Annotated in this window: 8 protein-coding genes; 3 read left to right on the top strand and 5 right to left on the bottom strand. The window is 75.1% G+C overall.

The features are described 5' to 3' along the window. The first annotated feature begins 21 nt into the window (after positions 1–21). Positions 22–459: a GNAT family N-acetyltransferase gene (locus ACF1AK_RS24360; protein ID WP_391500936.1), complete on the top strand. Its 438-nt coding sequence runs from the start codon at positions 22–24 to the stop codon at positions 457–459. 59 nt (positions 460–518) lie between these two features. On the opposite strand, the gene ACF1AK_RS24355 is transcribed toward ACF1AK_RS24360, so the two are convergent. Beyond that, positions 519–1,619 (bottom strand): LLM class flavin-dependent oxidoreductase, encoded by a 1,101-nt coding sequence (locus tag ACF1AK_RS24355; RefSeq protein ID WP_391500935.1) that lies wholly within the window; start codon positions 1,617–1,619, stop codon positions 519–521. A 318-nt stretch (positions 1,620–1,937) separates the two neighbouring features. Here ACF1AK_RS24355 and ACF1AK_RS24350 point away from each other — a divergent pair, with 318 nt between their 5' ends. Beyond that, positions 1,938–3,362, top strand: a complete 1,425-nt coding sequence (locus ACF1AK_RS24350; protein WP_391500934.1) for an esterase/lipase family protein — start codon at positions 1,938–1,940, stop codon at positions 3,360–3,362. Continuing rightward, positions 3,359–8,701, top strand: a complete 5,343-nt coding sequence (locus tag ACF1AK_RS24345) for a hypothetical protein (protein ID WP_391500933.1) — start codon at positions 3,359–3,361, stop codon at positions 8,699–8,701. Before ACF1AK_RS24350 ends, ACF1AK_RS24345 begins: the two co-directional genes overlap by 4 nt. A 67-nt stretch (positions 8,702–8,768) precedes the next feature. On the opposite strand, the gene glnII is transcribed toward ACF1AK_RS24345, so the two are convergent. The 4 genes from glnII to ACF1AK_RS24325 all read right to left on the bottom strand — a co-directional run bounded on the left by glnII (position 8,769) and on the right by ACF1AK_RS24325 (position 13,049). Beyond that, positions 8,769–9,791, bottom strand: coding sequence for a glutamine synthetase (gene glnII / locus ACF1AK_RS24340; RefSeq protein WP_391500932.1), 1,023 nt, complete (start codon positions 9,789–9,791; stop codon positions 8,769–8,771). Between the two features lie 167 nt (positions 9,792–9,958). Beyond that, positions 9,959–11,041 carry an SCO1860 family LAETG-anchored protein gene (locus ACF1AK_RS24335; RefSeq protein ID WP_391500931.1) on the bottom strand — a complete coding sequence of 361 codons (1,083 nt, stop codon included), beginning with the start codon at positions 11,039–11,041 and terminating at the stop codon, positions 9,959–9,961. A gap of 153 nt (positions 11,042–11,194) precedes the next feature. Further along, on the bottom strand, positions 11,195–11,872 hold the full coding sequence (locus ACF1AK_RS24330; RefSeq protein ID WP_391500930.1) for a uracil-DNA glycosylase: 678 nt from the start codon (positions 11,870–11,872) through the stop codon (positions 11,195–11,197). A 73-nt stretch (positions 11,873–11,945) separates the two neighbouring features. Further along, positions 11,946–13,049 (bottom strand): amidohydrolase family protein, encoded by a 1,104-nt coding sequence (locus ACF1AK_RS24325; protein ID WP_391500929.1) that lies wholly within the window; start codon positions 13,047–13,049, stop codon positions 11,946–11,948. Positions 13,050–13,053: the final 4 nt, after the last annotated feature.

Genomic DNA, 13,053 nt, shown 5'->3' with positions numbered 1-13,053 from the left:
ATCCACTGCTTGGATCCGGCCATGACCAGTGACAGCACCCTGCCCGACGGCTACGAGATCTCCACCGACCCCGCGCGCCTCGACGCCGCGCTGATCCACCGGTGGCTGTCCGAGGACGCCTACTGGGCGATCGGCCGCAGCCGCGAGAAGCAGGACCGGGCGATCGCCGGCTCGCTCAACTTCGGCCTCTACGAGCAGGCCTCGGGCGCCCAGGTCGGCTACGCCCGGGTGGTCACCGACCACACCACCTTCGCCTGGCTGTGCGACGTCTACATCGCCCCGGCCGCCCGCGGCCGCGGCCTCGGCACCGCCCTGGCCGGCGCCGTCCGCGACGAGCTCGCCGGGGACGGCCTGCGCCGCATCCTGCTCGCCACCGCCGACGCCCACGGCGTCTACGCCAAGGTGGGCTTCGAGCCGGTGCTCAAGCCGGAGAAGTGGATGATCCTGGGCGAGCAGTAGGCCCCGGCCACGCCGGCCGGGCGGCCGCGCCCGGCCGGCCGCCCCGCTCCGGCGCCGCCCTACTCCGGCCGGCGCCAGAGCCCCCGGGCGGCCAGCACCGGCAGCACCCCCTCCCCGAACCAGTACGCCTCCTCCAGGTGCGGCATCCCGCTGAGCACGAACTCGTCGATGCCCAGCTCGTGGTACTCGGTGACGAGGTCGGCCACCTCCCGGTGGCTGCCCACCAGCGCCGTCCCGGCCCCGCCGCGCAGCAGGCCGACGCCCGCCCACAGCCCCGGGTACACCTCCAGCCGCTCCGCCGAGCCGCCGTGCAGCGCCAGCATCCGCCGCTGCCCCACCGACTCGCTGCGGGCCAGCGCCCGCTGGGTCTCCCGGACCCGCTGCGGGTCCATCGCCGCCAGCAGCCGCTCCGTCTCCGCCCACGCCTGCGCCGAGGTGTCCCGGGTGATCACGTGCAGCCGGATCCCGAACCGCACCACCCGGCCCTCCCGCGCGGCGAGTTCACGGATCCAGCTGATCTTCTCCCGCACCTGCCCGGGCGGCTCGCCCCAGGTGAGGTACACGTCCGCGTACCGGGCCGCGACCTCGCCCGCCACCGGGGAGGACCCGCCGAAGTACACCGCCGGCGCCGACTCCGGCGGCCGGGTCAACTCGGCCCGCTCGGTGCGCAGGTGGACCCCTTCGTGGTCCACCGTCTCCCCCGCCCAGAGCCGCCGCACGACGGACAGGAACTCCCCGGTGCGGGCGTAGCGGGCGTCCTTGTCCAGGAAGTCCCCGTACGCGCGCTGCTCCGCCGACTCCCCGCCGGTCACCACGTTGAGCAACAGCCGCCCGCCGGACAGCCGTTGGTACGTGGACGCCATCTGCGCCGCCAGGGCCGGCGCGATCTGCCCGGGCCGGAACGCCACCAGGTACTTCAGCCGCTCGGTCACCTGGGTGAGCATCGCGGTCGTCACCCACGCGTCCTCGCACCACGCCCCGGTCGGCGTCAGCGCCCCCTCGAACCCCAACTGCTCGGCGCTGCGGGCGACCTGCCCCAGGTACCCGAGGGACGGCGGCCGGTCGCCCCCGGCCGCGCCGGGCGTCGAGCCGTGCCCTCCGCCGACGACGTGCCGGCTGTCGCCGTTGGTGGGCAGGAACCAGTGGAACGTCAGGGCCATGAACACACACTCCGTACCGGAAGAGCCGCCTGCGGGAAGGGGAGGGCCGTTCAACGGCGACAGGCGGCCGTCCACACCCGCGCCAGATCCACGTGCAGGCGTCGCACGGGGAACCAGGCGGCGGAGGCGGTCATGCGGGCCATTGTCCGCCGAGGTCCGGCGCCGATCAAGAGAGCCTCCGCCCCGGCCCCGTGTCTCAACTTGGCCACCACCCGGCCCGGACGCTGTGCCGCGCGACCGGCGAGCAGGATCATGGGCGCGCAAGCGCCGGTCCGGCCAGGGGGGTTGGGCAACCGGCGCCCGGCGAGCGGAGACGAAGTGGCGCGCAGACATCTGGTGTACGTCCTGCCCGGGATCGGCGGCAGCGTACTGGAACGGCCGGGGAAGGACGGGCGGCCCGGCGAAGTCGTCTGGGACGCGGGCTTCGGCGACATCGCCGCCCTGTTCGCCGGAACGGGCCGGCTCGCCCCCGACGAGCCGCTGCGCCCCGTCGGGGTGATCCGCTCCCGCCGGCTGCTGCCCGGCTGGACGGTCGTCCCCGGCTACGAGCGGCTGCTCGACGGCCTGCGCGCACTGCCCGGCGTACGGCTCGACGAGGGCCACCCGGACCGGCGCGACCCGGCGGCCAACGTGGTCGTCCTGCCCTACGACTTCCGCCTCGGCGTCGCCCGGGCCGCCGAGCAGCTCGCCGCCGACGTCCACGAACGGCTCCAGGACTTCACCGAGACCGAACGGGCCGGGCGCGTCACCGTCGTGGCGCACTCGATGGGCGGACTGGTCGCCCGCTACTGGCTCGGCCCGCTGGAGGGCTGGCCGCTCTGCCGCGCCCTGATCACCCTGGGCACGCCGCACCGGGGGGCGCCCAAGGCCCTGGACGTGCTGGCCAACGGCGTCCGGGTGGCCGGGGTCCGGCTGAAGGGCGTCAGCGAGCTGCTGCGGAGCTGGCCGGGCGTCGCCGACCTGCTGCCCCGCTACCCCGCCGTCTGGGACGCCACCGCCGGCACCGCCCGCTACCCCCACGAACTCGCCCTGCCGGGGCTCGGAGCGGCGGCCGCGGCCGGCTACGACACCCACCGGGACATCGAGGACGGCTGGCGGGTCATTCCGCGCCGGCCCGACACGCCGGTGGTCGTCCCCCGCCTCGGCTGGAGCCACGACACCCCCGGCTGCGCCCACTGGGACGGCCGCCGGCTCAGCCTGCACAAGACGCCGCCCGGCTGGCTGCGGCTCGACGGCTGGGAGCACGACCACGGCGACGGCACCGTGCCCGCCTTCTCCGCCGTCCCGCTGGAGCTGAGCGCCGACCACGCCTCCGGCTGGCGCGCCCGCGACCGGCACGGCCCGCTCGGCTCGGCCGCCTGGATCCCCGGCCTGGTCGACGCCTACGAGCGGCGGGCGCCGCTGACCGCCGTCCGCGGCGAGGAGCGGCACACCTCGCTCGGACTCGACCTGGACGAACTGCACCCCGCCGGCACGGCCGTGCCGCTGCGGGTGCGGCTGCGCGGCGACGCCGTCCCCGAGGGCGCCGAGCGGCTTCCCGTGTGGGCGACGGTGCGCCGGGCCGAGGAGCCGGGCGTGCGGCTCGCCGAGGTGCGGCTGGACTGGGACCCGGCGGAGGGCTGCCACCGCGCCGACCTGCCCGGGCAGCAACCCGGCCTGTACGACGTCAAGGTGACCGCGCGCGCCGTCCCCGGCGTCGGCGACCTCGCCGCGGGCGACGCCTTCGCGGCGGTCGCCGGATGAACGGCTGGCCGCGCTGGGACCAGGAGGGCGAGCCCGCGGCCCTCGCCCGCTACGTCCGGCCCGACGAGGCCGCCGCCTTCGTCCGCCTGCCCGGCGCGGCCGGCGGCAGCCGCCTCGACCAGGCCCGCGCCGTGTACGAGGCACTGGCGGACGCCGGCATCACCTACGCCTACGAGGCGCCGGGCGACGACCCCGGGCGGCAGGTGGTCCGCGAACCGGCCGAGGTGCTGTGGAGCCCCCGGCACGCCACCTGCCTCGACCTCGCGCTCGTCCTCGCGGCGGCCTGCCTGCACGCGGGCCTGCGGCCGTTCGTCCTGCTCGTCGACCCGCCCGGGGCCGGCGCCCCCGGGCACGCGCTGCTCGGCGTCCGGATCGGCGACCCCGACCCCGGCGAGCCCGCCCCGCCGGAGGCCGAGGTGTGGCGGACCAGGCCGCCCGACTGGGCGGAACTCGTCCAGGCGGAGGTGGACGGCCCGGCCCGCCCGCTGCTGCTGCTCGACCCGGTCGGCGTGGCCCACGCCCTGCCCACCTCACCGGTCCTCGGCACCGGAGCCGCTTTCGCCGACGCCGCCCGCGCCGGTGCCCGCTACGCCGCCGGGTGGAACTGGCGCTTCGCCGTCGACGTCGGGCGCCTGTGGCGCGCCGGGGACGCCCATGTCCCGGCCGTGCACCTGGCCGCCGACCCGCTGCGCCCGCCGTACCTGCCGCTCGACCCGCAGCTGCACCGGCCGCTGCAACTGCTCCGCCCGGAGCACAACGTGGTGCCCTTCCAGGCCCGCGACGAACTGACCGTGCTCACCGGCTGGTGCCGCTCGGTCGCCGAGGGCCGGCACACCGGCGTCGCCGTCGTCCACGGCGTCGGCGGCGCGGGCAAGACCCGGCTCGCCCTGGAGGTCGCCCACCGGCTCGCCGAGCGGGACGGCTGGTACGCGGGCTACCTGCGCAAGGACACCCCCGGCCTGGACTGGCTCGGCGTCGTCACCTCGCCCACCCTGGTCGTCCTCGACTACGCCGACGCCCGGCCCGCCGAGGCCCGGCAGCTGCTCAGCGTGCTGCGCCGGCGCACCGAACGCGGCGGCGCACCCGCCGTCGTCCTGATGACCGCCCGCTCCACCGACGGCCAGTGGCTGGACGACCTGCGCCGGGCGTGGACCAACGACGGCCACCTCTGCCGCGAACGCCCGCCGATGCCGCTGCCGCCCGAACACCCCGACGGCGACGCGCTCGTCCGGCGCGCCGTCGAGGCGTTCCGGCTGGACGGCGAGCCGGTGGACCCCGAGACGGCGGCCGGTCCGGTCCCGCGGAACTGGACCACCCTCGACCGGCTGCTGCGCACCTTCCTCGCCGCCCGCACCCAGGGGCGCGCCCGGCTGCCCACCACCCGCGCCGAGCTGTACGAGGAGGTGCTCCACCACGAGCACTCCTACTGGGCGCAGGTCTACCGACGCGCCACCGGCACCACCGATGACGCCCCGCTCGACGTCCTCGACCGCGCCGTCACCAGCCTCACCCTGCGCACCCCGGCCTCCCGTCCCCAGGTGGTCGACGCCCTCCGGGCCGTCGAGGAACTGGCGGGCGACGGCCGTTGGCGCGAGCAGGTCCGCACCACCCTCACCGACTGCCTGCGTCCGGCCCCCGGCGAACCGCTCACCCTGCGCCCCGACCCGATCGCCGACCACCTGGTGCTCCGCACCCTGCGCGAGGACGCCGGGCTGCTGGAGGCGGCGCTGCAGGGGCTCGACGAGGAGCGGGTGCTCGACGCCCTGCGGCAGTTCAACCGCGCAGCGGGGGCCGATCCCGGCGCCGCGTCGATTCTGCTGCTCGACTGGACGGCGGCGGGGGCCGGACGATGGGCACCCGTCCTCGCGGTGGCTTCCGAACAGGGCGGCGCGGCGCTGGAGGCCCTGGACCGGCTGGTCGACGCACCGCAGGCACCGCCCTGGCTGGGCGAGCTCGCGGACGCGGTCCCCTACAGCGCCGTCGGCCTCCCGCAACTCGCCCTGCGCGCGGAACTGCGCCTCCTGGCCGAGCTGCGGGCCGCCGGCGGGACCGAGGCGGTGGGGTTGGCTTCCCGGCTGGTCGGGGTGAGCCGACGGCAGGCCGACACCGGCGACCGGGCGGGAGCGCTGGCGTCGATCACCGAAGCCGTCGGCATCCACCGACTCCTCGCCGAAGCCGACCCCCGCACCTTCCTCCCCAACCTCGCCGTCGCCGTCAACAACCTCGGCGCCGAGCAGTTCGACACCGGCGACCGGGCGGGAGCGCTGGCATCGATCACCGAAGCCGTCGGCATCCACCGACTCCTCGCCGAGACCGACCCCGACACCTTCCTCCCGGGCCTCGCCATGGGCCTCACCAACCTCGCCGTCCAGCAGCTCGGGACCGGACGCCGTACGGAGGCGCTGGCCACCATCACCGAAGCCGTCACCCACTACCGCGCTCTCACCGGGGGCGACCCCGCGGCCTTCGTCCCCGGCCTCGCCACCGCCCTCAAGAACCTCTCGGACCTGCAGTCCGACAGCGGGGACCGGACGGGGGCACTGGCATCGATCACCGAAGCCGTAGGCATCCGCCGCCGGCTCGTCGAGGGCGAGGCCTACGCCGTCGCACTGCTCCCCGACCTGGCCGCTGCGCTCAACAGCCTCGCCATCCGTCAGGCCGACGCCGGAGACCGCACCGGGGCCCTGGTCTCCCTCACCGAGGTCGTCGCGATCCGCCGCCGACTGACCACGATCAATCCAGCCGTCTTCCTCCGCGACCTCGCCGCCGCCCTCACCAACCTCTCGGTGCTGCAAGCCGGCGGCGTCGGCCGAACCGACGCCCTTGCCTCCGCCACCGAAGCCGTCTCCTCCTTCCGCTCACTCGCCGAGACCGAGCCCGCCGCGTTCCTCCCCCACCTCGCCACCGCGCTCAAGAGTCTGTCGGACCTGCAGTCCGACAGCGGGGACCGGACGGGGGCACTGGCGTCCATGACCGAGGCCGCAGGCATCAGCCGCCGGCTCGCCGACGCCGAGCCCGCCACGTTCCTCCCCCACCTCGCCACCGCGCTCACCGACCTCTCCAGCCGACAAGCCGACAGCGGGGACCGGACAGCCGCACTGGCGACCATCACCGAAGCCACCGCCATCAGCCGCCGACTCGCCGACGCCGACCCCACCGCCCACCTCCCCCAGTTCGCCATCGCCCTCACCAACTTCTCCAGCCGACAAGCCGACAGCGGGGACCGGACAGCCGCACTGGCGACCATCACCGAAGCCACCGCCATCAGCCGCCGGCTCGCCGACGCCGACCCCACCGCCCACCTCCCCCAGTTCGCCGCCGCCCTCGCCAACCTCGCGATCCGACAAGCCGACAGCGGGGACCGGACAGCCGCTCTCGCCACTGCCACCGAAGCCGCCGCCATCAGCCGCCGGCTCGCCGACGCCGACCCCACCGCCCACCTCCCCCGCCTCGTCAAGGCCCTCACCAGCCTCTCCAACCGACAGGCCGACACCGGCGACCACGCGGGGGCACTGGCCGCCATCACCGAAGCCGCCGCCATCAGCCGCCGACTCGCCGACGCCGACCCCACCGCCCACCTCCCGCAGCTCGCCAGGGCCCTCACGAACCTCTCCGCCCGACGAGCCGACAGCGGGGACCGCGCGGGCGCCCTCGCCACCGCCACGGAGGCCACCGGGCACCTCCGCGGACTCGCCGAAGCCGAGCCCGCCGTCTTCCTCCCCCAGCTCGCCACCGCGCTCATCAACCTCTCCAGCCGACAAGCCGCGACCGGAGACCGACAGCGCGCCCTCGCCACCGCCACCGAGGCACTCGGCATCCTTCGCCCGCTCGGGGCGAGCGACCCGGCCGCCTTCCTCCCCCAGCTCGCCTCCGCCCTCACCGACCTCTCCGTCCGGCAGGCCGAGACCGAGGACCACGCGGGAGCGCTGGCCTCCAGCACCGAAGCCCTCGCCCTCCACCGCCAGCTCGCCGAGACCGACCCCGCCGCCTTCCTCGCCGGCCTGGCCGGAGACCTCAACAACCTGTCCAGATGCCAGTTCCTGACGGGGGACCGGACAGGCGCGCTGATCTCCATCGCCGAAGCCACCGTCCACTACCGCCGTCTCGCCGCGACCGGCCCCGCCGCGTTCCTCCCCAACCTCGCGACGGCCCTCGACAACCTCTCCGAGCAGCAGTTCGAGGCCGGGGACCGGGCAGCGGCGCTGACCTCCGCCACCGAGGCACTCGACATCCGCCTCCGGCTCTGCGAATCCAACCCCGTCCTCCATGTCGCCGGCCTCTCCGCGACCCTCGCCCTGCTCTCCGACCGGCAGTCGGACGCGATGGCCCGCCCGCTCTGGGAGCGCGCGATCGCTTCCCTGCGGGATCACCCCCTGACACAGGCGAGTCTGATCCTCGACCTCGCCCTGCGCCATGCCAGGCGCGGCGAGAAGGAGCAAGCGGCCGGACTCCTGGTCGCGGCCGCTCACAACGCGTCCTCCGGTGACAGGGAACTGCTCATCGACCTCAGGTGGCAGATCAACTGGGCCGTGACGGAGTTCGCCCTGCACGACGAACGGCTGCCCGACTGGGCGTCCGGCACCGTTCCGGATGGCTTCCTCCGCCTCCTGGACGCCTGGTCGTCACGGTCGGGCCGGCCCGGAACAGAGGGCTTCCTCCGTGACCACTCGGATCACCTGCGGTCGCCCCGGTCTCGACACCAACTGGCCCTGGCACAAGCCCTGTTCGCCGGGGACCCGGACCTCGCTCTCCTCAGCCGCACGCTGGACGACATCGACCTCCGCGGACTGGACGCCGTTCTCGCCGAGGGCCGGGCCGAGCACGATGCCCACACTCTCGTGACGACATGGACCTCGACCCGCACCTGGTCGGAATCCCTGGCGTTCCACGCCGCGCACCGGAGCGCGTTGGAGACACCGCCCATCATGTCCCTGCTCGCCCGTCAGGCCACCCCCGTCGCCCTCCAGCATTACGGGATCCTGCGACTCGCGCGCCACGGGAGCCTGGAGGACGTCTACGAGGTGGTCGCCGATCCGGACGCGGCCGGCTCCGAGGCCATGGCCGCACTGGAGGACGGTGATCTGTCCCTGCTCGCCACCATCACGATGGCCTGTCCGCCGCTGCTGGCCGGCCCGGGCGGGAGGCTGTTCGCCATGGTTCACGCCATCGCCGCCGGCGACCCGGACCAGGCCCGCGCCGTCTGCTCCCGGGTCGTCGACACGGACACTGCGCTGCGGCGCGAGGCGTACGCCGTCCGGCTGCGCGAGCTGGCCCGGCGGCGGCCGGACCTCGCGGCGGCGGCCGAGGAGCTGGCCCGGGTGCTCCACCCCGCCGGCTGACGGCGAGAACGCCCGCAGGGCCTCCCCGGTGAGGTGGGGAGGCCCTGCGGGCGTGTGCGGGGGCGGATCAGACCAGGCCGGCCTTCTCCAGGGCGGCGCAGCAGGTGTTGATCAGCAGCCGGGTGACGACGTAGGGGTCGACGTTGGCGTTCGGGCGGCGGTCCTCGATGTAGCCCTTCTGCTCCACCTCGACCTGCCACGGGATGCGGACCGAGGCGCCGCGGTCGGACACGCCGTAGGAGTAGACGTTCCACGGGGCGGTCTCGTGCTTGCCGGTCAGGCGGAGCTCGATGTCGGCGCCGTACTGGGTGACGTGCTCCAGGACCTTCTCCTGGGAGGCGCCGAGCGACTCGCAGGCGGTGATGATCGCGTCGTAGTTCTCGCGCATCGCCTTGGTCGAGAAGTTGGTGTGCGCGCCCGCACCGTTCCAGTCGCCGCGGGCCGGCTTCGGGTCGAGGGTGGCGTCGATGCCGAACTCCTCGGCGGTGCGGTAGAGCAGGTAGCGGGCGATCCACATGTCGTCCGAGACCTTCAGGGCGTCGACCGGGCCGATCTGGAACTCCCACTGGCCGGGCATGACCTCGGCGTTGATGCCGCAGATGGCCAGGCCGGCCTCGATGCAGCGGTCGAGGTGCAGCTCGACGATCTCGCGGCCGAAGACCTCCTCGGCGCCGACGCCGCAGTAGTAGCCGCCCTGCGGGGCCGGGTAGCCGCCCTCGGGGAAGCCGAGCGGGCGGGAGCCCTTGAAGAAGGTGTACTCCTGCTCGATGCCGAAGATCGACTCCTGCGCCTCGTACTGCTCGGCGACGGCGCGCAGCAGGGCGCGGGTGTTGGAGGCGTGCGGGGTGCCGTCGGTCTCGTTGACCTCGCAGAGGACCAGGATGTGGTCGCCGCCGCGGATCGGGTCCGGGACGACGCGCACCGGCTCCAGCACGCGGTCGGAGGCGTGGCCCTCGGCCTGGCTGGTGGAGGAACCGTCGAAGCCCCAGGTGGGGATCTTGTCCGCGTTCGGCAGGACACGAGTCTTGGAGCGGAGCTTGGCGGTCGGCTTGGTGCCGTCGATCCAGATGTACTCGGCCTTGATTGCCACGGCGGTGTACCTCGCAAACTGAGTGGTGGGTGCCCGCGTAGCGTTGCAAGCCGCCGTTTCCCGGTTGTTCCTCTCGTGTAACGCGCATGTGAACCAACCGTCCGCATTGGCACGGTCACGGTGCGGGAGTGCCGCCGGTGGCACTCCCGCACCCGTGGGGCCGGAGGTCAGCGCCGGCGGGCGTGGGCGGGGGCGGCGGCGGCCCGGCGGCGGCGGGTGGCCCAGACCGCACAGCCGCCCCCGGCGAGCAGGGCGGCGGCGCCGGCGGCGAGCCGGGGGGTGGCGGCGTTGCCGCCGGTGGAGGCGAGGCTGTCGGGCGCGGCGGGGGCGCGGGTGGCGGAGGGGGACGCGCTCGGGCGGGCCGCGGCGGCGGCCGTCGCCGGAGCGGTGGCCGTGGCCGTCGCCGCCGCCGTCGGAGCGGCGGACGCGGTGGCGTCCGCGACGGGCCGGGCGGCCGGGGCCGTCGCCGTGGCGGCGGGGGCGGAGGCGGCCGCAGGGGTGGCCGCGGCCGTCGGGGCGGCCGGGACGGGCTTCTCGCAGCTCACCGACGCGACCGTGACGGTGCCGGTCACCTTGGCGACGTTGAGGTCGAGCGGGTCCACCGCGACCTTGACCTCCAGGGCGGAGGCGGCGGCCGTCGTCGAGGTGGTGGCCTTCCTGGAGAACTCCACCGTCACGCTGCCGACCAGCGGCACGTCCACCGTGGTCGGCCCGTACAGGCTGACCGTGACCGGCTTGCCGAGGACGGTCAGCCGGGCGGGGGCGACCACGTCGGCGGCGGGCTTGCCGTCGACGGGGCAGGTGGCGGTGGCGCTGAGCGCCTCCAAGCCGAGCAGGGTGGTACCGGGCAGGCCGGGAGCGTGCACCTCGGCGTCGGCGAGGGTGACGGAGGCGGTGGCGGCCTTGGCGTCCAGCGTGGTCACCGACTTGCCGGCCTCCGCCTTCACCAGGGTCACCGGGCCGCTCTGGTCGACGCCGTCGACGGTGGCGGTGAGGACGCTGCCCTCGCGCTGGGCCGGGGACTCGACCTTGTTGAGCGCGACGTCGACGGGGACGTCCACGGCGTTGTTCAACAGCCGGACGTCCAGGTCGAGTTCGGCGGTGACGGCGCGCGCCTTGCCCGGCGAGCCGGCGGGCGAGCCGGTCGCCGGGGCGGCGGGCGCGGGCTCGGCGGCCCAGGTGGGCGGAGCGGTGAGAACGGCACAGGCCACGACGGCGGCGGCTGCGGAAACGATTCGTCGAGAAGACATGGCGGTACCCCCACGGATGAAAGGATGAGCCGCCAGTCTTCTCAAACGCTCTGTCATACCAGTCATACAGAGCGTCATTTCACCCGTTGGGGTGAAGACGACGCTCCGCGCCGACCCGGGTCTGCTAAGGCGCGCCCGGCCGGAACCGCCGGATCACGGCAGGCGCCAGTCCACCGGCTGCGCGCCCTGCCGCACCAGCAGCTCGTTGGCCCGGCTGAACGGGCGCGAGCCGAAGAAGCCGCCGCTCGCCGAGTACGGGCTCGGGTGGGCCGACTCGATCGCCGGGATCTCGCCCAGCAGCGGCCGCAGATTGCGCGCGTCCCGGCCCCAGAGGATCGCCACCATCGGGCCGCCGCGCGCCACCAGGGCGCGGATCGCCTGCTCGGTGACCTCCTCCCAGCCCTTGCCGCGGTGCGCGGCGGGCTTGCGCGGGGCGGTGGTCAGGGCGCGGTTCAGCAGCAGCACGCCCTGCCGCGTCCACGGGGTGAGGTCGCCGTTGGACGGCTGCGGGAGGCCGAGGTCGGCGCCGTACTCCTGGAAGATGTTGACCAGGCTGGCCGGGATCGGCCGCACGTCGGCCCCCACCGAGAAGCTCAGGCCGACGGCGTGGCCGGGGGTCGGGTACGGATCCTGGCCGACGATCAGCACCCGCACCTCGGCGAACGGCTGCTGGAAGGCGCGCAGCACGTTCGGGCCGGAGGGCAGATAGGTGCGGCCGGCGGCCAGTTCGGCGCGGAGGAAGTCGCCCATCGCGGCGACCCGCCCGGCCACCGGCTCCAGCGCGGTGGCCCATCCGGGCTCGACGATCTCGTTCAGTGGACGCGGTGCCATGGGCGTAACCCTATCGGCCTACGCCGACAGGCCGTTCACCGAGATGATCACACCGGAGGGGCCTCTGCGGCGCTCACGCCACCGGGCGTCCGCGCAGCACCACCAGCCGGGGATCGGCCAGCACCCGGACGTCGGCGCGCGGGTCGTGCGCGTACACCACGAAGTCCGCCGGCGCGCCCTCCTCCAGACCGGGGCGCCCCAGCCAGGCGCGCGCCCCCCAGGTGGCCGCCGACAGCGCCTCGGCGGGGGTGAGCCCGGCCTTCACCAGCTCGGCGACCTCCTCCGCGACCAGGCCGTGGGCCAGCGAGCCGCCCGCGTCCGTGCCGACGTAGACCGGGATGCCGGCGTCGTGCGCGGCGCCCACGGTGTCGTAGCGGCGCTCGTGCAGCCGGCGCATGTGGGAGGCCCAGGCCGGGAACTTGGCCTCGCCGCCGGCCGCCAGCCGGGGGAAGGTCGCGATGTTGACCAGGGTCGGAACGATCGCCACCCCGCGTTCGGCGAAGACCGGGATCAGCTCCTCGGTCAGGCCGGTGGCGTGCTCGACGCAGTCGATCCCGGCGGCCAGCAGGTCCGGCAGCGACTCGGCGGCGAAGCAGTGCGCGGTGACCCTGGCCCCCTCCTCGTGCGCGGCCGCGATCGCCTCGGCGAGCGCGTCGCCCGGCCAGCAGGCGGCGAGGTCGCCGCGGTCGCGGTCGATCCAGTCGCCGACCAGCTTGACCCAGCCGTCGCCGCGCCGGGCCTCGGCGCGCACGTAGGCGGCGAGGTCGCCGGGCTCGATCTCGTGCGCGTAGTTGCGGATGTAGCGGCGGGTGCGGGCGATGTGCCGGCCGGCCCGGATGATCCGGGGCAGGTCCTCGCGGTCGTCGATCCACCGGGTGTCGGCGGCGGACCCGGCGTCGCGGATCAGCAGGGTACCGGCGTCACGGTCGGTGAGCGCCTGCTTCTCGCTGGTGGCGGCGTCGACGGCCCCGTGCGCGTCCAGGCCGACGTGGCAGTGCGCGTCCACCAGGCCGGGCAGCACCCAGCCCTCCACCGTCCGGACCTCGGCGGAACCGGCGCCGACGGCGGTCGGACGGGAGAAGGTCACCCGGCCGTCCACCACCCAGAGTTCGTCCCGGACGTCCTCCGGACCGACCAGCACCCGACCCCTGACGTGCAGCACCGCGCCCATGCTCATGGCC

This window comes from Kitasatospora sp. NPDC015120, assembly GCF_043080305.1.
Classification (GTDB): Bacteria; Actinomycetota; Actinomycetes; order Streptomycetales; family Streptomycetaceae; genus Kitasatospora.
The sequence above is the reverse complement of the archived record's forward strand: the minus strand, read 5'-3'. Positions and strand labels throughout refer to the sequence as shown.

What these genes read in the sequence shown, in the direction of transcription:
- ACF1AK_RS24360 (WP_391500936.1), top strand. Translation starts at nt 22, where the DNA reads ATGACCAGTGACAGCACCCTGCCCGACGGCTACGAGATCTCCACCGAC.
- ACF1AK_RS24355 (WP_391500935.1), bottom strand. Translation starts at nt 1,619, where the DNA reads ATGGCCCTGACGTTCCACTGGTTCCTGCCCACCAACGGCGACAGCCGG.
- ACF1AK_RS24345 (WP_391500933.1), top strand. Translation starts at nt 3,359, where the DNA reads ATGAACGGCTGGCCGCGCTGGGACCAGGAGGGCGAGCCCGCGGCCCTC.
- ACF1AK_RS24335 (WP_391500931.1), bottom strand. Translation starts at nt 11,041, where the DNA reads ATGTCTTCTCGACGAATCGTTTCCGCAGCCGCCGCCGTCGTGGCCTGT.
- ACF1AK_RS24330 (WP_391500930.1), bottom strand. Translation starts at nt 11,872, where the DNA reads ATGGCACCGCGTCCACTGAACGAGATCGTCGAGCCCGGATGGGCCACC.
- ACF1AK_RS24325 (WP_391500929.1), bottom strand. Translation starts at nt 13,049, where the DNA reads ATGAGCATGGGCGCGGTGCTGCACGTCAGGGGTCGGGTGCTGGTCGGT.